The following is a 24,558-nucleotide window of genomic DNA, read 5'->3' on the forward strand; positions in this document are numbered from 1 at the left end:
TTTATTGATGAGCATAGGAGGTCAAAAATGAATGAAATGATATTTAATGATGATAATTCTAAATGCTTATTAATAAAGCAATTTACTAATAATGTTTTCATGATGTTAGTAACAGATATTAATGGCATTATTATTTATGCAAATGAAAAATATTGTGAATTCAATAATGTTCACTTTGAAAATATAAAAGGTAAAAAATATAGCTTATTTAACTTAATTGACGAGAATCAAATCAATTGTTGTGTAAATGGTAATAATGATAATAAAGGAGTATATCGATTAGAAGCCAAAAGAAATAACGATACTCAACAAGATATATGGGAAGATATTAGTATTATTCCTGTGTTTGATGAAAGTAATTTAATTTCTCATTATGTATTTATTAGCTTGGATATTACTGATAAGGTAGAGCTAAGAAATGAATTATTTAATAAAAGCTATATTGATTCATTAACTGGAATATCTAATCGACTAAGTATTGTCGAAAAAATTGAAAATGAACGATTAAATGTTTTACAGCCTTCTTCATTTTGCCTTGGTATTATAGATTGCGATAAATTCAAATCTATTAATGATCAATTCGGGCATCATGCAGGCGATAAGGTATTGTGTGAAATATCTAAACGGTTGTCACAATTAGAAAATAATGAAGTCTATTGTGGGCGACTTGGTGGTGACGAGTTTGCTGTGCTTTTCCCTAAAGGATTACGTTCTTGTTCTGTGATTTTGCTAGAAATAATAGAATCACTTTGGAAATCAATGGAAAAGCCCATCAATATTAATTCGGATTTTATGTTAACTCCTTCAATTAGTTTAGGTATTGCTGAATATCCTAAAGATGGAAAAACATTATCTGAATTATTAAAATCTGCAGATGAAACACTTTATTCTATAAAAGAAATGGGTGGTAATAAATATGGGTTTTATTCCGGATTTTAAATAAAAGGTTTTAAATAGAAAGTTTTTTAGTAAAGATATATTAAAAGTAACGTTATCTCTTTTTAACGAAGAGGGGGGTAACTGTTTTTTAAATATATCTAGCATTCCTGATGAAATATAAGAGTAAATTTAAAATAATACTAAATATTAGTTTTAGATAAATATCTATTAGAGGATTTTATTATGATGAAAGCGGTTATCCCTGTTGCTGGATTAGGTACTCGTATGTTACCTGCAACGAAATCAATTCCTAAAGAAATGCTGCCTATTGTTGATCGCCCTTTAATTCAATATATTGTTGAAGAGTGTGCTCAGGCAGGTGTTGAGGAAATTATTTTAGTTACTCACTCTTCTAAAAATTCAATTGCAGATCACTTTGATACCAGTTTTGAATTAGAAAATATGCTGGAACAGCGTATTAAAAATAAATTATTAGAAGAAGTGCGTTCAATTTGTCCTAACAATGTCAAGATTGTCCAAATTCGCCAAGGCCATGCTTTAGGTTTAGGTCATGCAATTTGTTGTGCACGCCCAGTTATTGGCAATAATCCATTTATTGTTTTACTGCCTGATGTTTTATTAAATTCACATTATTGCGATCCTCAACATGATAATTTATCAGCAATGATAAAACGTTTTGAAAAAACAGAACGTAGCCAAATTATGGTTGAACCTGTGCCAATGAGCCAAGTGCAACAATATGGTGTTGTAGATTGTGAAGGTGTTTTCTGCCCTCAAGGTAATTGGGCGCCTATTCGTCGTATTGTGGAAAAACCAAATCCTGAAGATGCACCTTCTAACCTTTCTGTTGTTGGACGTTATGTTTTCTCTGAAGCTATCTGGGAATTATTAGATGGTCTACCTGCTGGTGTTGGTGGTGAAATTCAATTAACAGATGCGATTGATTTATTATTGAAAAAAGAAGTCGCTGAAGCATATACCTTAGTGGGTAAATCACATGACTGTGGTAATAAGCTAGGATATATGAAAGCCTTTGTTGAGTATGGCCTCCATAATTCTGTGTTAAAAGAAGAATTTTCTTCTTGGATGCGGGACTTTTGTGAAAAAACATTGTTACCCAGAACAGAAGTCATAGAAGAAGATGAAGTAAGTGAAGCACAAAAGATAGTTGCTATCTTTTGAGTTTATATTGAAATAATGTGCAATATGCCGACCGAGATAAGATGGCGGTCGGCAATAGCAGGAGAGAAAGGCAATGTCTTTTTGGCACTTATCTCGTTGTCATTATCTATTTTCTACCTTTTTTTTAGGTTTGTTGCTTATGGTTTCTCCCTCAATACAGGCAGCAGATACTCAAGTAGGATGGCAACAGTTTAAAGAGCGCTATATTCAGGATGATGGGCGAGTTATAGACAGCGCTAACAAAAATATTTCACACTCTGAAGGTCAAGGCTATGGCATGTTAATGGCTGTGATGAGTGATGATCATGAAACATTTAATAAGTTATGGCACTGGACAGCTGCTTCTCTTTATCGTGGCGATTTAGGCTTATTTAAATGGCGTTATGAACCCGAAAATAGTGAACATACTCCTGATCCTAATAATGCAACAGATGGTGATATCTTAATTGCGTGGGCATTATTAAAAGCTGGTGAGAAATGGAATGATGAAAGTTATCTTTCAGCTTCTGATTCTATTCAACACGCTATTTTGGAACATACTTTAGTTAAGACAAAAAATTATACTGTACTTTTACCCGGTATTAATGGCTTCAAAACGCCAGAAGAAATTATTATTAACCCATCCTATTTTATTTTCCCTGCATGGAAAGATTTTTACCGCACGAGCAAAGATGTTCGTTGGAAAGAGTTAATTAATGATAGCCAGTCTTTACTTAGAAATATGCGGTTTGGTGAATATCAATTACCAACAGATTGGGTAAGTTTGTTTCCAGATGGAAAGACAGAGCCTAGTGAAAAATGGCCTGCACGATTTAGCTTTGATGCAATACGTATTCCGCTCTATTTGGCTTGGGCACACGATGAATTAGCGTTACAACCTTTTGTGCAGTATTGGCAGCAATTTGATCGTTATAAGACGCCTGCTTGGGTAAGTATTGATGCTCAAGAGCGCGCTGAATATAACCTTACTCCTGGTATGATGGCAGTGAGAGATTTAACGATGAAAACACCTATTGAAGATGTCGATTTAAGTAAAGATACAGATTATTACTCTTCGGCTTTACACTTATTAGCGGCATTTGCTCAGAATGGGCAATAAGTATATTTAGTTAATTTGAATGATAGATAGCTTAAATTCCTTTTAATACAGAGAGGTATTAAGTTATCTATTTTTTATATCGATAGTGCTAAAAAAATAAATTTCTAAATTATTTATACTTATTCGACTTTAATAAGTTAATTGTAATTCGCTATCTCTATTTGTTTATAACGTTATGTTATTTAAATAATAAATAAACTTTAATCTATGATCTAAGAATAATTTATTTAATGATATTTATGCTAAAGTTATCCCAATAACTTGATAATGTTATTAATATAATTTTTCATCAACAATAGAGGTGGATAAATGAAAGTTTCAGCACGCAATCAGTTAGTCGGTAAAGTTGTTGATATTATTGATGGTGCCGTCAATAGTGAAGTGATTTTATCTTTAGCACACGGTGAGAAACTGGCTACAATCATCACCAAAGAAAGTTGTGAAAGCTTAAATATTAAAAAAGATGGCGAAGCTATTGCGATTATTAAAGCGCCGTGGGTTGTATTAGCACTGCCTGATTGCGGTTTAAATTTCTCTGCACGTAACCAATTTGCAGGAAAAGTGACTCAAATCGTACAGGGTGCAGTGAACTCAACTGTTCATTTAGAAACGGCGAAAGGTTTAGAACTGACTGCGGTTATCACCAATGAAAGCTTACAAGAGATGAAATTGGCAAAAGGCAGTGATGTTTTAGCGTTAGTGAAAGCATCCAGTGTGATTGTAGCAACACGCAAATAATCGAGACGCTATTCTCTTAAAATATAAAAAGAGGCTAAATATTTAGCCTCTTTCTTTTTGATATTACTTATCTTTTTAGATTTATAATCCCGATCACCTTTTATGCAAGGTTACTAAAATTATTTATCAGTATCACCAGCGACTTTTAGTTTGTCGTAGATATAATTTTTATAACTGTTAACTAATTTCTCGTCTTCACAGTCATTTAATTTGCCTTCACATAAATGGCGCATTTGAATGTTTGCTTTGTAGAAAGGGGATAATGGCAAACGAGCACGCTCTAAGATCATGCCACCTAAGAAGCTAATATCAGTTAACTCACCCGTTGTTATTGGCGCACCTTGCGATAGATTATCTCTTAAGGTGAACTGAGTAATATACGCAGGGTTATTAAAAGGTGATTGATAATTTTTTAGCTCAATATTGGGTTGGTGATCACCAAAATAGAGGAACATCGTCGGTTTTTCTCTTTGTGTAACAAAATTAGAGAAATCTTTAATTGCTGGATCACTGGTGATGATCTTTTCCATATAGTGGCTAAATTTACCCGGTGCATTACTGCTTTCTGTATGACCTGTAATTTGGTACATATCTCTGTGTGATTCATCATAAGGACCATGTTCATACATGGTTAATGAGAATATAAACAGTGGCTTGTCAGTACGTTTTTTCAATACCTCTTCAACGTAACCTAGCATATCTACCGTCGATATTTTCCAGAGATTTTCTTCTAATATTCCAGGGTAGCCAAGCTCTTGAGGTTGAATGATTTCATCAATTCCCATTTTTTCATAAGCGTAACCTGCATGGTAAGCACTACGATTAAACGGAGTGAGTAAAACCGTGTAATAACCTTCTGCTTTGAGTTGGCGGAATAAACTCTCATTAAGATTATCGACAACAAAATAGAATACAGAGTTTTTACGCGCACCAAAGTCATCCGTATTTAACCCTGTTAATACTGAAAATTCAGAAAGCCAAGTACCACCACCAAAGGTTTGTACACGTAAAGGGCTTTGTGCACTGACATTTTCATCTTTTTGAAACATAAATAAATCAGGCAGTGCAACATCTGTATCAAATTGATAAATATGAGGATTAACCGTCGACTCTTGTAATAAAACGACAATATCAGGTTTTATGTCAGTTTGCGTTTCTGGCAATAAGGTTTTATTCGCTTGTTCAAGGAAATAATCTGCATTTTCCTTGAAATAAGGAGGGTGATAAGCCGTTTGGTAACCAGACATGATTAAATTAGTGACAGTACCTCGTCCTCCTGGAAGTGTGCCTTCCCATTCAGCTTGCCATTTTTCTACGGTGAAATGGATAGTAGTAAACCCAATAACCATTAAGAGTAAGCTACTTATACGCAAGACTGGGCGTGATTTTTTGGAAAAATGCCACGCAATAGACATATTGATAATCAGCCATATTAGCATCGCAACCAATGCAATGCCGGCTTCCCAATAATGGCCTAATGTCCCTAAATTAGAGCTATCAAAAGCCAAATCAAAATCAGAGAACATTAATGTTTCTTTGTAATAATGAACTTTGAGTTGATTAATAAACTTAGTTATCAGGAAAAGTGTGCCGGTGGTAATAACCGAAAATAAGACACGAGCTGATAAAAGAAAACAAAGAGAAAAAAGAATAAAATAAGCACCTACGGAAAGAAGTGCAGTATAAACAAACGTTGCTTTCTCAAAAACAATAAAGAGTGAGGCAATAAGAATAAGTGCAAGATAAGCACATCCTAATATTTTTTTCATATCTCTTCCGAGTATAGCGATAAATAATCAAGGGGATATTTTACAAATATTGTAGGCGATAACCTTAAATAGGCTAAATAATTTTACTTAGCCTAAGTTAACATTTGGATTTAGAATAATCCTTTGTCTCGTAAAATATGAAGATCTTTTTTGCGGCGAGTAAATCCAGTGCGGTCAAAATACTCTAAGATTTGTACTGCTAATTTACGCCCAACAGATAACTCATCACGGAAGTCCGCGGCGGTGACACTGCCATTACTTTCATTATATTTCACAATGATAGAGGCAAATTTTTCTATTGATTGGTGTGTATAGTAGCGGTCAGCAATAATTGGAATAATTAAACCTAATTGTGCTGCTTTACGTAATAATGAGCGGATCACTTTCTCATCACTTTTCATTTCATTTGCTAGATCACGTACCCACCAAGGTTCAGATTGCTCAAAATAGACTTTAGCATTTTGCCATAGTGCATCTTGTTCTGGAGAAAAAGCAAGACCATGAGTTGGAAGATGAAGCCAACCCCGACTTTGGCTAATAGCACCTTCTTTACGTAACTGATCAATTAAGTAATAGACCAATTCATCATGGTAAGTAGGTAGTGCCATCCGTTTTAAACGAGAACGACCCACACCCATTTGATCATTATGTTGTTGATGATATTCCTCAAGTGTATCGAGTAATTTCTGTTTTGCGTTATCAGCATTCTCTTTGGAAAGAATAACGCCAGCAACGCTCACTAGGTCAAAGGTTTCTAATAACTGAGTCAGCGCACTTTCAGTTAATTGTTGAGCCCAAGAAAACTGACTTAGAGAGAGTTCACCTTTTGGTAAACATAACGCTAAATTGGCACTGACGCTGTCTGCATTATCAAGTTGGTGTAACCAAGTTAAGAATTCAGCTTGTCGTTTGCCTCTACGTGGCGAGTGTAAAGATAAGACTTTCGCTGCGGCTAAGGTGCGTTGAGCACTGATATCACGCAAGATAAGTCTGTCGTTATCCACCAGCCAAAGGGGTTCATCTAGAATAAGCTCCGCTAACTGTGGTGTTTCATTAGCATCATTTAAAAGAGCAACACGACCCGTAATATGACGTGTACCGTGGTGAATATGTACAGGCTGCCAATGCTTTAAAGGTTCATCCGCAATTAAACTGACTAATATTTTATAAGATTGATAATTAGGCGCTTGAGAAAGCAACCAGTCACCACGAGAGACGTTTTCTTTACTGACATCACCTGTGATGTTTATTGCAATACGATGACCTGCACCCGCACGTTCTACGGGCTGATTTTGTGCATGTAAGGCTCTTATTCTTACTGGTTTATCTGCACCCGTTAGCCAAAAGGTATCGCCAACAGAAATTTGTCCTGCAAGCGCAGTTCCTGTGACAACTAATCCCGCGCCTTTAATGCTAAAAACACGGTCTATTGCTAAACGAAAACGCTTATGCCATTGAGGGTGTTGTTGTTCTTGCTGATGCAGATCAACAAGATAGTGGCGAAGCTCTGAAATTCCCTCCCCTGATGGGGCTGAGGTGGTAAAAATTTGAGGATCGTACCAACCTAAATTAGCTAACATCTCGGTTGTTTGTGAGCGAACTTCTTCTATTCGTTCTGGGGTAACACGATCTGCTTTGGTGAGAATAACGGTAACTTGAGGACAGCCAGCAAGACGTAAAATAGAAATATGTTCGATGGTTTGTGCCATAACGCCATCGTCACAAGCCACAATTAATAGCGCATGAGAGATCCCTCCAACGCCAGCAAGCATATTTGAAAGGAATTTCTCATGACCGGGAACATCCACAAAACCAATTGAAGTTCCATCGTCTTGACGCCAATAGGCATAACCTAAATCAATGGTCATGCCTCGTTTTTTCTCTTCAGGTAAATGGGTAGTATCTACCCCAGTAATTGCCTGTATAAGTGTGGTTTTTCCGTGGTCTACGTGACCTGCCGTCGCAAAAATCATAGTTAAAGTGCCTGTATTAATGCATTCTCATCCTCAAGACAGCGCAGATCAAGCCACAGGCGACCATCAGTAATTCGACCAATAATCGGCTTTTCTAAATTACGCCAATGCGCGGCTAACGCATCTAACTGGCTACCTTTTCCATTTTTGGCTTCAAAGGTAAGTGCTGCACTCGGTAAGCTTTCAATAGGTAACGAACCACTGCCTATTTGAGAAGCACATGAGGATATCGTGATATGGTAATTATCCCCATAATATGCCTGAAAATGAGGCAATAACCGTTGCGCCATGTCATTAATTTCTGTTTGTGTCCGAGTTAACAAACGTAATGTTGGAATTTCAACAGCCATTTTTTCAGGTTGCTGATAAAGGCGTAATGTGGCGCCTAAAGCAGCTAATGTCATTTTATCAACGCGTAATGCACGCTTTAAAGGATGGCGTTGAATAGCCTCAATCCATACTTTTTTACCTAAGATTATCCCCGCTTGTGGGCCACCTAATAATTTATCACCCGAGAAGGTAACAAGGTCGATACCTTGTTGTAGATAATCTTGAGGCATTGGCTCTGAAGGTAAGCCTAATGCGGCTAAATTAGTCATTGAGCCACTGCCTAAATCGATAGCAGTCGGTAAGTTCATTTCTTTACCAAGTGCGGCAAGTTCATCGCCATGCACTTCGGCGGTAAAGCCTTGAATACAATAGTTGCTAGTATGAACTTTCATTAGCAAACCAGTATTCTCATTAATGGCGTTACGATAATCTTTAAGGTGAGTACGGTTTGTTGTTCCCACTTCTTTGAGTGTACAGCCTGCTTGTGTCATCACATCAGGGATACGAAAAGCACCGCCAATCTCAACTAATTCACCACGAGAAACAACAACCTCTTTATTGGGTGCAACAGTTGCGAGCATCAGTAAAACGGCAGCAGCGTTGTTATTAACGATACAGGCATCTTCTGCCCCCGTTAACTCACATAACAAATCAGCGATAGCACGATCACGGTGTCCTCTTGATGCGCCATCAAGAGAATACTCTAAGGTTGCTGGTGAGCGCATAACTTGGCTAACTGCTTCAATGGCGGATTCTGCCATTAATGCACGCCCTAGATTAGTGTGTAAAACGGTACCTGTTAAATTGAAAACAGGTTTAATCGAGGATTTTCGTTGTAATGTAATGCGATTTTTTAATTCATCCACCCAATGGTTATGCCATTGTGGTAACTCATTTTCTTGACGAATAATGATACGCGCTTCTTCTTGTAACTTTCGTAAATGCTCTGCAATAAATGTCTGACCATAAGAAGCCACTAGGGCTTGAATGTCGGCTTGGTGCAGTAACTTATCAATAGACGGTAGTTGGCTGTAAAGTGAGCGCATATCATTTGTCATGCTAATACCTAATTATTATTCATTTGGGAACAGGAATGGATTAATGCTACTACGAGCAAAGCCTTCTTCTTCCATTTTTGCATCAAGAACAATAGACGCTAAATCGTCAGCGATAGCATCCACATTGGCATCTTTTTCTTGATATAAAATTTTCAGATAGCTTCCACAATCACCACAGCTTTCTGCTTTTACAGGCGCATTTTCGCTGTCTAAAGACCAGTAATTTAATTTACCTGTTAATTCGCAGTTGGTGCATTTAATGCGTACAACATGCCACTGCGTTTCACATAAATTACAGTGTAAATAGCGTAAACCTTGTGTTGTGCCGATTTGTACCATGCTTGCCACAGGCATACTGTTACAAACTGGGCAGAATTGACGATTTTCACCGTATTCTGTTTTAGCCTTACCGGGAATATTCGCCGCTAATTGAGCCCAGTAAAGAGACAAGGCTGCCCAAATAAAGACAGACTTATCTGCTGAGACTTTTGAATATTCATCATTGAGTAACGCAGTTGCCATTTCTTCTAATTCAGTTTCAGAAGCTTTAGAGAGATTTTCTAACGTGATAGTAGCACTTTCAGGCACAACTGGACGTAATTCAGCAATAATCGAGGCTAATAAAGCATGCCAATGTTTACTGCGTTTGAATGTTTTTCTATCTAAAGGCGCTACACCGACTTGCTGTGTAAGGAGTGGGGCAAGATCGACGACTAATGGATTGTCATGAAGTGCTTTTTCTTGAGCCTTGACAATTTCTGCCGCAAATTCAAGGTAATCTGCGAAAGGATTATCTTTTGCTAGTGTTTGAAAACGTTCAGCACGACGTTGATAAAGGTTTTTCAGATTAGGGAATAATACGGGTGGAATAAAACTAATTCCTTTTTCTGATTGCTCTTTACCTAATTGCTCTTTAGGAACGATGCGAATACTCATAACGTTCTATCTTCCTATTATCATAAATTTTATAGTGAATACCCACAGGGTTTGGCTTCAGAATAAATCAAATGCAAACACGAAGCCATGACAGTGGGTAATAATAGCGTGATTTTATTGTTTTTTACGTCTTAAAAACGGGCGTAAATTGAATAAAAAACGGAGGCTAACAAGCCTCCGTTTGTTCAGAAATACACTTTAGGGCATTATTTCTGTGACTGCTTTTCGGCTTCTTTTTTCTCTTCTTCGAGAATTTCACGATACCAACGAGGGTGATGCTTTTTAGCCCAACCACGAGTTACCCAGCCTTCAATCATGCTACGAATTGAACCTTTCACCCAGAACGCCGCATAAGCATGAACAAATACGGTGATTATCAGTAAGATTGCTGATAATGAGTGAACTAATAAGGCGATTCGAATCACTGGGATCGAGAAATATTCTGCAAAATAAGGGCGCCAAATGATAATGCCACTGACAGTCAGTAAGATAAGGCTGATACTTAACATCCAGTAAATACCTTTCTGACCAAGGTTGTAGTGACCAATATCGCCAGCTTCTTCATTTTGCAGTACTTTATGAATATTTTTAGCCCAGACTAAGTCATCTTTATCAATAAAGTTATACTTCAAGTATCTGAAGAACATAAAGAGAAAGAGAATGGCCATTGCACTACCCACAAATGGGTGTAACAGACGCGACAGTTCTGGTGTACCTAAAATATTCATGAACCAGTTCAGAGATGGGAAGAAGAAACCCAATCCGCTGATTGCTGTGAACAGAAAGACAATCACAACGACCCAGTGGTTTATACGCTCTGATGCGGTATGGCGAAGAATTTTATCACCTTTCTTCTTCATCATTTCTGCTCCTCCTTATTCACAGAGGTCTGTGTTTTAGAAGATGCTTCCATCTCTTTGAGCGCTTCTTCTTCATCTTCTTCAGTTGTGCGGTTTGGACCGACACCTAAATAATGGAAAATAGCACCCGCGAAGGTTGCGGCAAAACCAACAGCGGCTAATGGTTTCCAGATACCTTTCCAGAATTTAACGGTTGAGCTAATTTCTGGGTTTTCTGGTAAACCATGATACAGATTTGGTTTGTCAGCATGATGGAGAACATACATGACGTGCGTACCACCCACGCCTTGTGGATCGTAAAGACCCGCGTTGTCGTAACCACGAGTTTGCAGTTCTGCAACTCGCTCACCTGCAAGATTGATCATGGCTTCTTTCGAACCAAAATGAATCGCGCCTGTTGGGCAAGTTTTCACACATGCAGGCTCTTGACCGACTTCTACACGGTCAACACATAACGTACATTTGTAAGCACGGTTATCTTCTTCATTAATGCGAGGCACATTGAAAGGACAACCAGCGATACAATAACCACAACCAATGCAGTGTTCTGATTGGAAATCAACAATACCATTAGCGTATTGAATGATAGCACCTTCTGCTGGGCATGCTTTTAAACAGCCCGGATCAGCACAGTGCATACAACCGTCTTTACGAATCAACCATTCCAGTTTGCCGTTCTCTTCAACTTCAGAGAAGCGCATCACTGTCCATGATTTCGCCGTTAGGTCAGTTGGGTTATCGTAAACACCAACGTTAGTGCCAATTTTATCGCGAATATCGTTCCATTCAGAACAAGCAACCTGACAGGCTTTACAGCCAATACAGGTTGTTACGTCGATAAGTTTTGCCACTTCTTCCTTGTAATCCCGCACCTGTGGCGCGGGAGTAAGGGAATTGGTGGCAGAGCGACGAATAATGTCTTGGGATTGCAGTGACATAATTTATCTCCTTACACCTTTTCCACATTAACAAGGAACGCTTTAAACTCAGGCGTTTGTGTATTCGCATCACCCACGAATGGCGTTAACGTATTCGCAATAAAGCCTTTCACTGCAACACCTTCAAAGCCCCAGTGAATAGGAATACCAATGGTATCCACTTTGCGCCCATCAACATCAAGGGTTCTAATACGTTTAGTGACTACCGCTTTCGCTTTGATATAACCACGTTTTGAGCTGACTTTAACGGTATCGCCTTGAACAATGCCTTTTTCTGCGGCTAAACGCTCACCAATTTCAATAAATTGTTGTGGCTGAATAATCGCATTTAAGCGCGCGTGCTTAGTCCAGAAGTGGAAATGCTCGGTCAGACGATAAGTTGTACCGACATATGGGAAATCTTCTGCTTTACCCATATCTTCCCAGTCATCTTTAAAGATACGCGCAGCTGGGTTTGAAACCACATTCGGGTGCAGTGGGTTAGTACCCAATGGTGTTTCAATTGGCTCATAGTGTTCAGGGAATGGACCTTCTGCCATCTTATCGATAGCAAACAGACGTCCCATACCTTCCGGCTGCATAATAAATGGCCCTACATCAGAACCCGGTGCAGCGTTACTATAGTCAGGTACATCAATACCTGTCCATTTGCTGCCATCCCATTCGATTAATTTACGTTTAGGATCCCAAGGTTGACCTTGTGGGTCTGCCGATGCGCGGTTATAAATAATGCGACGGTTAAGAGGCCATGCCCATGCCCAACCTAATGTGTTACCCAACCCTGATGGATCTGAGTTATCACGGTTAGCCATTTGGTTACCTTTCTCTGTCCAGCTACCTGCGAAGATCCAACAGCCACTTGCTGTTGTACCATCATCACGTAACTGAGCAAACGAGCTAAGCAGTTGACCTTTTTTCAGAATGATATTGCCATCAGCGTCTTTTAAATCGACTAATGCTCTACCATTACTTTCTTGTGCAACTTCTGCGGATGTTGGATTATCAGGATCAAAGTAATCCCAAGTCATATTCAACACCTGTTCTGGCATCGCACCGCCTTCCTCTTTATAGAGTTGGCGTAAACGATGGAAAATACCAGATAAAATCTCAGCATCAGGGATAGCAACACCTGGTGCATCACCGCCTTTCCAGTGCCACTGTAACCAGCGACCAGAGTTAACGATAGAACCGTCTTCTTCTGCGAAACAGGTTGTTGGTAGACGGAAGACTTCGGTCTGAATATCTTCTGTTTTAACGTCGTTCTCTTCACCGTGATTCTGCCAAAAACACGCTGTTTCAGTGTTTAGCGGATCCATAGTGATAAGGAATTTCAGTTTTGATAATGAACGAATAACTTTGTTCTTATTCGGGAATGAGGCAACAGGGTTAAAGCCTTGGCAGATATAGCCATTAACTTCACCTTTATCCATCATCTCGAAATATTGCAGAACATCGTAAGGTTTATCCCACTTAGGTAATAGTGAGAAGCCCCAATCATTATCACGTTGAGCATTATCGCCATAGAATGTCTTCATCATGCTGACGAAGAATTTAGGATAATTGCCCCAGTAGTTAACTTGTCCCGGTACTGTCGCTTTTGGCGTATTTGCAGCTAAGTAGGTTTCTAATGAAGTCTGCTTTTCAGAAGGCAGCGTCATATAGCCTGGTAAGCTTTGAGATAATAGGCCGAGGTCAGTTAAGCCTTGAATATTGGAGTGACCACGTAGTGCGTTAACACCGCCACCAGCCATACCCATATTACCTAACAGTAATTGGATCATTGCCATGGTACGAATGTTTTGAGCACCAACGGTATGTTGAGTCCAGCCTAATGCATACAGGAAAGATGCTGTTTTATCTTTCGCTGCTGTTTCAGCAATATATTCACAGACTTTTAAGAAATCATCTTTTGGTGTACCACAAATCTGAGTAACTACATCAGGCGTGTAGCGACTAACGTGTTGTTTTAACAGATTCCAGACACAACGAGGATGTTGTAATGTGGTGTCGCGTTTTGCGAAACCATTTTCATCCATCTCGTAGTTCCAAGTGGTTTTGTCGTATTTACGTTTTTCAGCGTCATAGCCACTGAATAGACCATCGTCAAAATGATAGTCTTCACGGACAATCAAGCTGGCGTTGGTATAGGCCTCAACGTATTCTTTTTGATATTTCTTATTTTCGAGCAGGTATAAGATAACGCCCGATAAGAACGTAATATCAGTACCAGAACGAATAGGCGTATAGAAATCCGCAACAGCCGCAGTACGGGTGAAGCGAGGATCAATAACAATTAGCTTGGCGTTATTATGGATTTTAGCTTCCATAGCCCAGCGGAATCCCACAGGGTGTGCTTCTGCCGCATTACCGCCCATAACGACGATAAGGTTGGCATTTTTCATATCAACCCAGTGGTTGGTCATCGCACCGCGACCAAATGTTGGAGCAAGACTTGCTACCGTTGGTCCGTGTCAGACACGCGCTTGGTTATCGACAGCCAGCATCCCAAGAGCTCTTGAGAATTTCTGAGTTAAAAACCCAGTTTCATTGCTTGCTGCAGAGGCGCAAAGCATACCCGTTGTTAACCAACGGTTGACTTCAACACCTTCTTTATTGAATTTCTGGAAGTTGGCATCGCGGTCTTTTTTGATTAAGCGCGCAATACGATCAAACGTTTCTTCCCATGAGAGTTTTACCCATTTATCCGAGCCGGGTGCACGGTATTCAGGGTGTTTTAAACGACCTTCACTGTGGATGAAATCCACAAGACCAGCACCTTTAGGGCATAATGCACCGCGGTTTACTGGATGGTCTGAGTCACCTTCAATATGGAATATTGTTTCTTTTGCGTTTTTCGCGCCATCGCCCAGACTATACATTAATAGTCCACAACCGACAGAACAGTACGTACAGGTATTGCGGGTTTCGCGGGCTCTCAGTAATTTATACTGACGTGAGCCTGCTAGCGCAACTGCTGGTGCAAAACCGAGCGCCGCCGCTGTAGTACCTGCCATACCGCCAGCACAGATCTTAAAGAACTGTCTTCTGCTGACCTGCATGGGGTCTCTCCTCATCATACATTGCTTTTACTGACTCTGATTTTCTTCACGAAAATGGAGCTGATTGTTTTTTTATTCCTATTATCCTTAATAGGATCAGGTTCATTGCCTGATAGGTAGTGTAAAATCGTTTTACCCGTATTGTTATTATGTATTAATAAATTTAGGAATTCATCTTATGGATGAAACAAAATCGACAAAATTGTTAACTAAACGTGTGATCATTGGCGTAGATCAAACAATTGTGCAACACAAAGGATCGCTTAGCATACAAGAAGACGATTATATTGCACTCGAAGTTCCTGTTGCATTAGTGTACAACGGAATCTCTCACGTTGTTATGATGGCAAGCCCTAAAAATTTAGAGTTGTTCGCTGTCGGATTTTCTTTATCCGAGGGCATTATAGAGTCTTCTAATGAAATTCGCAGTATTGAAATTGTGGAAAGTTGTAACGGAGGCATTGAAGTTCAAGTTGAATTATCAAGCCGACGCTTTATGGGATTAAAAGAGCGACGCCGCAATATGACAGGACGTACTGGCTGTGGTATTTGTGGAACTGAACAGCTAGAAGAGATTTTCCGACCTATCGCACCGTTACCTTTTACACAAACGTTCTCACTTTCAAATCTTGATAAAGCCTTAGAGCAGATGACAACCGTTCAAGAAATCGGTGAGCTAACGGGTTGTACACATGCTGCTGTTTGGTTGTCGCCAGAAGGTGAAATGCAAGGAGGATGTGAAGATGTCGGGCGTCATGTCGCACTTGATAAGCTTTTAGGTATGAAAGCACAAGAAAAGTGGCATGAAGGCGCGGTATTGGTCTCAAGCCGAGCAAGCTATGAAATGGTACAAAAAGCGGCTATGTGTGGTGCAGAAATTTTATTTGCTGTTTCTGCTGCGACCTCTTTGGCGGTTGACGTTGCTAATAAATATAATGTTACGCTGGTGGGGTTTTGCCGTCGCGGAAGAGCTACGGTCTTTACTCATCCACAACGACTGACTGACTAAATAAAATGAAAAATTTAAAAACAGGTGTAATCTTTTTATGTAACGATTGGCACCTGTTTAATTTTTCTTTTTTATGGCCACAATGCCCCTAACTTGTAATCCCACTCTTTAGGTTTGATGGGGATACGTCCTGCATTTGGGGTAAAGGTCATTTCACTAAAGATAAGCCTATTCTCAGACATTAAAAAATCAACTCGACAATAATTAAAGTCATTTGCCATTTTAGCGGCTAATTGCAACATATTTTTAAATTGAATTGGTTTTTCAACAAGTTCTGGTGTGTTGGGATCTTCTAATGTGATGGGTTGTAACTGCCAATTTGTATCATATACATTTATATACTCATTCCCTTTGGTATCAGAAAGATCAATTTCAGCATAATGAGGCTGACCATTAAAACAGTGAAGACGACAAGTCGTTGGTATCATTGGATTTTGTGTGTCAAATAAATCAATATATTCTTCACAGATGATTTGAGCTTTGATATTTTTATAATGCCATTCACGCGTGACGGGATAGAGATTACGTTTTAAATGAAATTGAAGCTTTTTCTTTGCTTTTTCAAAATCAAACGTTGCTTTATCAAGGCAGATAATTGTACTACCACTATCATGATTACATTTGAGTACAAAACGTGAAGGAAGTTGAGTGATATCGATTTCATCAGGATGAGAATAGGTGTTAATGATAGGAACCAGATAGTGTGGGCCAATCTTTTCTATTACATAATCTCTGACTTTGATTTTATCTGCTAAGCGCGTATAAATTGGGTTTCTATCGAATAACATACGTGCATTGATTTTTTCATTAAGTGACGTTGGTTTTTTAAAGTTTGGTTGATAGCCTAAGTTACGAATAAACTTATTCTTTAAATACACTCGATCAGGTAATGCGATAGTTCGAAACTGTTTGAAGTAGTATTCTATGATTTTCATAAGCTAATGATTATTTTAAATAGATAAGTGAAATAAAAACTAATTTTTCTGTGAGTTAAACTTCTATCTAAAGAAATAATTAAATTAAATAGAAATTAAGAGAATAATGTCAGTTATTGATATGCTTATATTTTTTATTTATATAAAAATAGAAAGTATTAACGTGGGTTAATATTCAAAATACTTATTTTAATAAAAGGAAAAATGACGACATTAAGAGAGAGTTAATAAAAAGGAATATTGATTAAGAATATATTAATTTGATGACCATTTAGTTATATGAATTGGTTTATCCCAATTATTAAAGCGTAATCCTTTGCCGATTCTATTTCCGTGAGCATCTAATATCTCATAGTACTCTTCAACGATTTGGCTACGACCACGTTGCCATTCATTGGTTGTTGCAAAAGGATCAATTAAATAGATATCACCGACAACAGTATATAACTCACCTAAATAGCGAACTTTTTTTGTACTACTATTTGAATAGTGAGAAAACATAATTTGGTAGGTTTTATAGTGTTCAGGCTGACCATAAGGGCCATATTTCATTGCAATATAACGGATACCTTGAGGATCAGAATGGCTTGCACCACCTGGAACAGGCATATCTGGCGTGATATTAAAAAGAGTATATCGAGAGGTTGCGGTCGGTTGTCTTAATGCTTGTCGATAACTTTGCGTATCAAGCCTAGAAGATCCCCATGTTCTATCCACCAGTCCATCTCCTGAATAACAAGAGAACGATAATCCTAATAATGAAAGAATTATAAATAGGGACTTAGCAGACATAAATACTCCTTGATTGCCATTATGATGCCAAAAAATAAGGTATTTGTTCCGTGAAACAGAGATGTATAACCCTGTTATTTCTAGCTGTTATCTTATTTCATTCCAAAAGGTTATCAAAAGTAAAGAATAAGTGCTTATCAATGCATTTTTTGGTTATTAATTTTATTTATTTATTTTATGTTAGAATAATAATAAAGGAAAATAATGTAGGATTAATGATTAATCATGGATACACGTTTATTGAACGCATTTGTTGTTTTAGCGGAAACAGAACATTTTGGTGAAGCCTCATTAAAGCTTTGTATTAGCCAGCCGGCACTCACTAAACAAATAAAAATGCTGGAATCTCAATTAGGTATCACTCTTTTTCAACGTGGACGTCATGGTGCAAAATTAACGCCTGAAGGTCAGTATTTACTGAATCAATCTCAATCAGTTTTGAGAGAAGCTCGAGTTCTAGAAAAACAGGCTCGTCAATTAAGTGAACCCCAAAAAGCAGAACTTTATGCAGGATTGGGTTTATCCTCATTAAATTTTATTACACCAGTATTGGCAAAATTTAATCACGCTCACCCTGATATTACCGTCCATATTGATGATATGCCTTCTAACAAAATGGAAGATAAGTTGCTTTTAGGTGAGCTTGATCTTGCATTTTCACGCTTACCCGTTACAGCGCCATTAAAAGGTATTTCATTAGTACAAGAGCGATTGATGTTAGCAATCCCCACGCAAACTATTCGGGTGTTAGAGGTTGATGATGATCCATTACACTACTTTAATACGCTTGGGCTTATTCAGTTGGTGCCTGAAAAAGGAAAAAAACTGCATCAACAAATCGATGATTTTTTGCAGCATCATCAAATCAAACCCCGTGTATTACAGCAATCGCAAGATATTCAAACGCAGTTAGCGTTAGTTGCTGCTGGATTAGGAATGGCATTGGTGCCTAAAAATGCAGAACTTATTTGTGACAAGCAAAAAGTCACTTTATTGCCGCTATCGGGTTTGTATACACAATGGAAAATAGGTGTTATTTGGAATAATAATATTCAGAATAAAGATCGTGATATTTTTATAAAAATAATTTCTGAGGAAATAAATAAAATATAATGAATAAAAAAAGGTTTTAATTTTAATTATGATTATATTTTCAATATATAACTTATAATAAAGCTAAGATACCTAATAAATATTAATTAGTTTTAAAAGAAATAAAGATAAATAATTGCGAGTTTGTTCACAAAAATAAACATGGAATATTTGTTGTTTTTTTATGTGTTTAAATAAAAAATTAAGTTAAATCATTTAATTAATTTAATTCTCCTCATATAAGTAGGGTTAATTAAAATCTTTTTAATTAAAATGTGTTATTTACAATAAAAGCGATTTATTTAATATTACCTACGCCAGAAACAGCAAGCTTTATATTCGAAAGTGAAGCTGTAAAGATAAAATATGAATATCTCTGTAAGTGGCTACTTGTTATTTATAATAAGTAGCCACACCCTCAAACAAATAATATGGAAATTATTATGAAGAAACTGAATAAATTAATGGGTGCACTGTTTATATTAATGGGCACTCATGCTGTACAAGCAGAAATCCATTCTAATCAAAGCGGATCATTAAACACCATGAGTGTAGGTGCGACGGATGCAATACAGTATGGTCCTCATAAAACAGTGGCTGGAGAACCCGGTGTTGGTATTAGTGGTATAGGGGGAGGTAAAAAAATTGGTTTTGCTTCTTTAGCGAGAGGTGTTGCTGATGGTAATAGTGTTCATACTATTCAAACTAATAATACTCATAGAGATATGGGCGTTTTTCATTTTGCTAAAATCACGGATGCTAATGTCTATTTTGGTGACTGGGCAAAAACAACATCAGCAACGGATGCGACACATCAAACCTATTATGTCGGTAAAGATGTGACAACCACATTACCGACAGATAGTGCGACTTATACGGTAACAGGTATGAGTCAATACACTGGTAGTAACCTACTTTCAGGTACGTTTGATGTTGATTTTTCACAAAAGAAAATCGAAGGTTCATTAGCGAATAGCCAACGCACAGTTGAGTTAGAAGGTGGAAATCTTTATACCGCAAATAACCAAGTAACGTTTTCTGCAGATGCGAAAGAAGGCACAACATCAGGGGTTGTTGAAGGTGCTTTCTTTGGTGAAAGCGCAGAAGTGTTAGCGGGTATTGTGGTGTTTAGTTCGGATCACACAAAAGATATCGGTTTTGGTGGTACGAAAAATAGCAGTGAAAGTGAAGAAACAACAGCAAGCACGGATGCTTCTTAATTTTTTCAAAAATAATATTATAAATTTGTTTGGTAATACAATCGGTTAATTCTTTTAAAAGTGGTATTAGTGGTCATTAAGCTAAATGTTAGCAACAGATAATCTGGTATAGGGTTATCTGTTTTTTTTTATCAAAAATAAACCAATCTTAAGGGATAGGTCGGTTTTTATTATAAGGATATACCATGAATTATTATCGACTTTTAATAAGACGGTTATTGGCTTTACTACTCATTTTATTATCATTGAATAGTATGGCGATAGAAAATAATGATAAATTATTGCGTGAGCAATTTAATAAAAGAAGTGTCGCGGAAATTGGTCAGCAACTTTATCACTATTTGTAACAACAGCAGTGGCAGAAAGCAGAAAAATTACTGCTTTATTATCAACAGCTGCCTCAATATGAAGTCTTACTTGTCAATTATGCAAAGGCGTTACTGGCACAAAACAGAGGCGATTTTTTAAATGCTGAATTTTATTATCAGCAGCAACTTAAACAAAAAGCCGATTTTATCCCAGCTCAAACAGGGTTAATTCAGCTTTATTTTCATTTGCGAGAATATAAAAAAGCACAAGTACAACTTAATCAACTGAGCAATGTGGTTGATTTACCTAAAGATATTATCCACTCTATTGAGTTTTATAGGGTTAAGTTAGCCTCTTATTTTCAAGGCCAACGTTTCTATCAACTTAGCTTCTTTTATGATGATAATATTAACCATGCTCCTGATTTACCTGAGCAAATCGTCTCTCAATCTACTCAAAGAAAAATAACACTAAGAGGTGCTAAACCCATTGCATCAACAGGCCTTACTCATTATTTTTCTTTTTATCAACCTGTTATCATTTATTCTTACCATACTTTTTCTTCTTATAATTATGTACGATATATAGATTATCACTCTCATCGTAGCGCTAATTTTTTTGCATTATATACACAACTGGGTTATCGCTATCAAAAACCTCAATATCAATGGTTAATGACACCTTATTACGAAATAAAAAAATCACAAACTCAATATGAATATCAAGCATGGGGAAATGAAACACAATTTTTTTATTTTATTAATAAAAAGCAAACTATTAATTTAGCTTTTGATTATAAAATAAAGAAATATCAAATAGCGTTAAATAATTTAAATAGTCAGCGACTTAGTTATAGTGCTAATCATAACTATTATTTAAATAATAGAGTGCATTTAGTTAATCAATTAAATTATCAATCAGGTCGTAAAAAAAACACTTTATTAAATTATCAGCTGTATGGTATAAAAACAGGCGTTTATTATCCATTGTTAGAAAATTGGCAAGTATCTCTTTTTTTACAATATCAATTTAAACACTTTAATAATTATAATCCTTTATTAAAAAAGAGAAGAAAAGACAATAGCTTTGTTTTTACAACTAATATTAAAAATAAATCACCCTTTATTTTAGGGTTTTACCCCGCAATAGAATTACGTTATACCCGAAGATTAAGCAATGTGGATTGGTTATATCAGTATCAGCAACATGAAGTGTTATTTAAATTAGAAAAACAATTTTAATTAAATAAGTTACTTCCTTTATCAATTGAATAGGTAAAACAATGCATATAATGCTTTTTAGAAAGCGGAAAATTGTTTCAATCTTCGTTTCTCTCTCGCTATTTTCCCCTTGCTTTTATCTGCAAGCCAAAGAAGATAAAACCGATCTTGGTCATATTCAAATTTCAGATAATAAAGAAAAAGATAAACAAGGGTATGCTCAAGTGTATGAAAAAGATGTCTCTAATGTTTATTTAGGCAAAGAACTATTAGAGCGTTATCAAGGGGTATCACCAGCGGACTTACTAAAAAGTGCAATTGGGGTTTATAGTGGTGAAGCGCGTAATGGTGGGGCGCTTGACCCGAATATTCGCGGTATTCAAGGGCAAGGGCGAATTCCTGTTACTGTTGATGGGACAGAGCAAGCGATTACTGTTTATCGTGGGTATAGTGGTGCTTCTAATCGTAACTATATTGATTCTAATCTGATTAGTAGTATCTATATTGAAAAAGGTCCTTCATTAACCCCAGATATGAAAACAGGTATTGGTGGTGGTATTGCAATAAAAACCCTAGATATCCGTGATATTGTGCCTGTAGGTGACTCTTTTGGTATTAATTTTAAAGGGGATATGAGTAATAACGCTACACGGTATAAAGAAGTCTATTTAGATATGCTAGGAGATTACCGAAGTTATTCTCACTTCTATCATGAGGGAATAAAAATAATTGATCCTGCCTTAGAAATAACACCTCAAAAGAATAAAGCTTTGAGTTTTCATGATCATTCATTTCGTCTAGGTGTTGGGTTTGAAAAAGAAAAATTTAATTTATTATTTGCTTATGCACTACGAGAAAAAGGAAATTATTTAGCAGGAAAAAGAAATACAAAAGCCTATCTCGAAACCGATGATATGAAATCAATTCATTCTAATGATTATAAAGCAAGGTTAACACCTTATGTTCCTTTTATTGCCCATATTTATAGCCCCGGTAATGAAGTCCCTAATACATCTAGTCGTAATCGTTCCTTTTTAGTTAAAGGAGCATTATTCCCTGAATCAGCGCATCGTTTTTCCATTAATTACCGATACACTGACTTACTGTTTGGCGATATTATGCCATTACGATTAGAGTGGGCTCGTTACGAAAAAAATTTAGTAACTCAATGGCCATTAGCAACGATTAATCAACAGGCGGGAATATTAACTTATCAGTGGAAGCCAGAAGATAAGAAAGCGGATTTACTGTTACGGTTATGGGGTAATTTAACGTCTGGGCATACCAATACTCGTGGTGGTGAACCAAGAAGGCCTGTGCAGATTGATTATGACAAACGATTTTTTAATACATCACAATGGGATTTAAAAACAAATACTCACTTTATTGATACGGCTTCTCTTTACCAAGAAAATAATCGTTATGGTATTGATTTATCTTCGATATTTAAATTATCACCTCAATTTTCCATTTCATTTTCAAGTAACTATCAATTTGAAAAGTTAGATAGCGATGAAATTGAATTACCAGATAGATTTGATTTTGTTACCGCTGGGCGTGGTGGGCAACGCCATGAAATTAATTTAGCCCTTTCCACAGATTGGAAACCGCTTTCTTGGTTGGTCATTACTGCTGGCGGCAAATATCACTATTATCATTTAACAGATACTTTTTTAAATAATAAGCGGAAAAATAAAGTAAAGGGTTATGAGAAATCTCCCTCAATAAGAGGCTTTATTCTTCCTTATCGACGTACATTAACTGCGGAGGAGTATTTATTATATAGAGCACTTCACCAGATTGATGTGGAGACGTTACCTGAAGAGCTTAAAAATTATCGACGTTATCCAGAAATAGACAAAAAAATGCGTGAGTTTTTACAATCTAAATTTGTTTATCCTGAATATGAAAAATTATCACCTGAAATAAAAGAAAAGATTATTAATAGTAATGAAGTTAAAAGAATTCAGATTGATATGATGCAAGAAGATTTTCTTCGTGATGAACAAGGAAATCTCAATATACAATCTTCTCAAGAACGTCCTATGCTCACGGAATATACCGTCATACTTTATGACAAAAATGGCGAATTATCCAAAAGCAACAATATGTTCTTAAATGGTCATCTTAATACTAATGAAAAAGTGCCCGATCCAATTACAGGTAAACGAGTTAATAAATATGAAATGGGTGTGACAAATCCAATCCCTATTTATCTTGATGATGATAAAGATAAATTTGCACCTGAGCCTAGCTATCAACATGGGGCATTTTCACCTCTAGTTTCTGCGACGGTGTATGCCAACGAGATATTACGTTTTTATGGACGCTATACTGAGCAACTGCGTTTACCTAATTTATTTGAAGATACTAGCGGGTTTTCAGGCTCTAAAGCTCGTTATTACGGTTTTAAATTAAAACCAGAACGCGCCAAAAGTACAGAGTTTGGGGTCGTGTTTGATTTTACCGATTGGCTTAATATAGAGCGCCATGCTGACGTTAAAATTAATTATTTTTATACCAATATTGAAAATGTGTTTGATAGAGATGCGAATTGGCAAATTAGGCAATTTGAAAAGCAAAAATTAGAAGGGTTAGAAGTTCAAGCACGTTTTGATAACGGTTTTATCTTTATGGATACCGCTCTTGTTTATAGTCATAAAAATAAGGTATGCGATAAAAATGCTTTTAGTAACTATGATCCCTTTGGTTTCTTGGGTATTAAAGAGTGTATGACAGGGGGGTATCCCGGTGGTTTTTTACGTACCTCTATTCAGCCTAAATATTCAGTTAATTTACATTTAGGGACTCGTTGGTTAGATAATAAATTAGAAATAGGTAGCCGTTGGCTCTATTCATCAGAAGTAGAAAATAAAGATGAAAAATGGCTAAAAGAAAAATTACCAAGAGAAATGTATGGCAGAAATAATAACCCGATGCGTTGGGCAAAAGTTTTTACCGTTGATGCCTATATTAACTATCAATATAGCCCTAATTTATCTTTTGAAATAACGGGCAGTAATTTATTAAACGAATATTACATTGATCCATTAACGCGATCAGGTATGCCTGCACCGGGAAGAACGTTCCGATTAGGTGTGACTGCACAATTTTAATTAAAAGAGAGTAAGGAGCTTTT

The 24,558-nt window shown here is 36.9% G+C and carries 19 protein-coding genes and 1 pseudogene; 11 read left to right on the plus strand and 9 right to left on the minus strand.

The genetic code is table 11. The annotated features are described in order from the left end of the window. Positions 1-27 precede the first annotated feature (27 nt). From ABN212_RS11555 to ABN212_RS11570, 4 genes are all read left to right on the plus strand, one after another. Positions 28-939, plus strand: coding sequence for a sensor domain-containing diguanylate cyclase (locus tag ABN212_RS11555; protein ID WP_196533622.1), 912 nt, complete (start codon positions 28-30; stop codon positions 937-939). A 183-nt stretch (positions 940-1,122) separates the two neighbouring features. Next, positions 1,123-2,082, plus strand: a complete 960-nt coding sequence (gene galU, locus ABN212_RS11560; RefSeq protein WP_232797629.1) for a UTP--glucose-1-phosphate uridylyltransferase GalU — start codon at positions 1,123-1,125, stop codon at positions 2,080-2,082. 73 nt (positions 2,083-2,155) lie between these two features. Continuing rightward, on the plus strand, positions 2,156-3,181 hold the full coding sequence (locus ABN212_RS11565; protein WP_349443250.1) for a glycosyl hydrolase family 8: 1,026 nt from the start codon (positions 2,156-2,158) through the stop codon (positions 3,179-3,181). Positions 3,182-3,490: 309 nt separating this feature from the next. Next, positions 3,491-3,919, plus strand: coding sequence for a TOBE domain-containing protein (locus ABN212_RS11570; protein WP_196533626.1), 429 nt, complete (start codon positions 3,491-3,493; stop codon positions 3,917-3,919). A gap of 119 nt (positions 3,920-4,038) precedes the next feature. Here ABN212_RS11570 and ABN212_RS11575 read toward each other — a convergent pair whose 3' ends face one another. The 7 genes from ABN212_RS11575 to fdnG form a co-directional block, all read right to left on the minus strand. Next, complete coding sequence (locus tag ABN212_RS11575; protein ID WP_349443251.1) at positions 4,039-5,688, minus strand: LTA synthase family protein; 1,650 nt, start codon at positions 5,686-5,688, stop codon at positions 4,039-4,041. Positions 5,689-5,798: 110 nt separating this feature from the next. Beyond that, positions 5,799-7,661, minus strand: coding sequence for a selenocysteine-specific translation elongation factor (gene selB, locus ABN212_RS11580; RefSeq protein ID WP_198630094.1), 1,863 nt, complete (start codon positions 7,659-7,661; stop codon positions 5,799-5,801). Between the two features lie 2 nt (positions 7,662-7,663). Continuing rightward, entirely contained in the window at positions 7,664-9,049 is a 1,386-nt protein-coding gene (gene selA / locus ABN212_RS11585) for an L-seryl-tRNA(Sec) selenium transferase (RefSeq protein WP_198620281.1), read from the minus strand. 15 nt (positions 9,050-9,064) lie between these two features. Then, positions 9,065-9,985: a formate dehydrogenase accessory protein FdhE gene (gene fdhE, locus ABN212_RS11590; protein ID WP_109373342.1), complete on the minus strand. Its 921-nt coding sequence runs from the start codon at positions 9,983-9,985 to the stop codon at positions 9,065-9,067. 206 nt (positions 9,986-10,191) lie between these two features. After that, the gene (gene fdoI, locus ABN212_RS11595; RefSeq protein ID WP_109373343.1) at positions 10,192-10,848 is read right to left on the minus strand and encodes a formate dehydrogenase cytochrome b556 subunit; all 657 of its coding nucleotides are present in this window, start codon (positions 10,846-10,848) and stop codon (positions 10,192-10,194) included. Further along, on the minus strand, positions 10,845-11,783 hold the full coding sequence (fdxH, locus tag ABN212_RS11600; RefSeq protein WP_023583348.1) for a formate dehydrogenase subunit beta: 939 nt from the start codon (positions 11,781-11,783) through the stop codon (positions 10,845-10,847). The genes fdoI and fdxH overlap by 4 nt, the downstream gene beginning before the upstream one ends. Before the next feature lie 11 nt (positions 11,784-11,794). Then, positions 11,795-14,842: a formate dehydrogenase-N subunit alpha gene (gene fdnG, locus ABN212_RS11605; RefSeq protein WP_198620283.1), complete on the minus strand. Its 3,048-nt coding sequence runs from the start codon at positions 14,840-14,842 to the stop codon at positions 11,795-11,797. A 178-nt stretch (positions 14,843-15,020) separates the two neighbouring features. On the opposite strand from fdnG, the gene fdhD reads away from it, so the two are divergent. After that, positions 15,021-15,851 (plus strand): formate dehydrogenase accessory sulfurtransferase FdhD, encoded by an 831-nt coding sequence (fdhD, locus tag ABN212_RS11610; RefSeq protein ID WP_198620284.1) that lies wholly within the window; start codon positions 15,021-15,023, stop codon positions 15,849-15,851. Between the two features lie 71 nt (positions 15,852-15,922). Here the strand turns inward: fdhD and ABN212_RS11615 are convergent, their stop codons facing one another. Further along, the gene (locus ABN212_RS11615; RefSeq protein ID WP_198620285.1) at positions 15,923-16,786 is read right to left on the minus strand and encodes an ATP-grasp fold amidoligase family protein; all 864 of its coding nucleotides are present in this window, start codon (positions 16,784-16,786) and stop codon (positions 15,923-15,925) included. Between the two features lie 255 nt (positions 16,787-17,041). Continuing rightward, positions 17,042-17,578 carry a UmoA family flagellar biogenesis regulator gene (umoA, locus tag ABN212_RS11620; protein ID WP_349443252.1) on the minus strand — a complete coding sequence of 179 codons (537 nt, stop codon included), beginning with the start codon at positions 17,576-17,578 and terminating at the stop codon, positions 17,042-17,044. A gap of 225 nt (positions 17,579-17,803) precedes the next feature. On the opposite strand from umoA, the gene ABN212_RS11625 reads away from it, so the two are divergent. The 6 genes and pseudogenes from ABN212_RS11625 (at position 17,804) to ABN212_RS11645 (ending at position 24,535) form a co-directional block, all read left to right on the plus strand. After that, positions 17,804-18,691 carry a LysR family transcriptional regulator gene (locus ABN212_RS11625; RefSeq protein WP_349443253.1) on the plus strand — a complete coding sequence of 296 codons (888 nt, stop codon included), beginning with the start codon at positions 17,804-17,806 and terminating at the stop codon, positions 18,689-18,691. Between the two features lie 422 nt (positions 18,692-19,113). Continuing rightward, entirely contained in the window at positions 19,114-19,890 is a 777-nt protein-coding gene (locus ABN212_RS11630; RefSeq protein WP_198630097.1) for a Slam-dependent surface lipoprotein, read from the plus strand. A 185-nt stretch (positions 19,891-20,075) separates the two neighbouring features. Continuing rightward, positions 20,076-20,237, plus strand: coding sequence for a hypothetical protein (locus ABN212_RS11635; RefSeq protein ID WP_349443254.1), 162 nt, complete (start codon positions 20,076-20,078; stop codon positions 20,235-20,237). Between the two features lie 12 nt (positions 20,238-20,249). Next, positions 20,250-20,462: pseudogene (locus ABN212_RS18885) on the plus strand (surface lipoprotein assembly modifier); the annotation flags it as partial. 30 nt (positions 20,463-20,492) lie between these two features. Further along, the gene (locus tag ABN212_RS11640) at positions 20,493-21,440 is read left to right on the plus strand and encodes a surface lipoprotein assembly modifier (protein ID WP_349443255.1); all 948 of its coding nucleotides are present in this window, start codon (positions 20,493-20,495) and stop codon (positions 21,438-21,440) included. A 41-nt stretch (positions 21,441-21,481) separates the two neighbouring features. Continuing rightward, positions 21,482-24,535, plus strand: coding sequence for a TonB-dependent receptor domain-containing protein (locus ABN212_RS11645; RefSeq protein ID WP_349443256.1), 3,054 nt, complete (start codon positions 21,482-21,484; stop codon positions 24,533-24,535). Positions 24,536-24,558: the final 23 nt, after the last annotated feature.

This window comes from Proteus genomosp. 6 (assembly GCF_040139785.1).
Lineage (GTDB): Bacteria > Pseudomonadota > Gammaproteobacteria > Enterobacterales > Enterobacteriaceae > Proteus.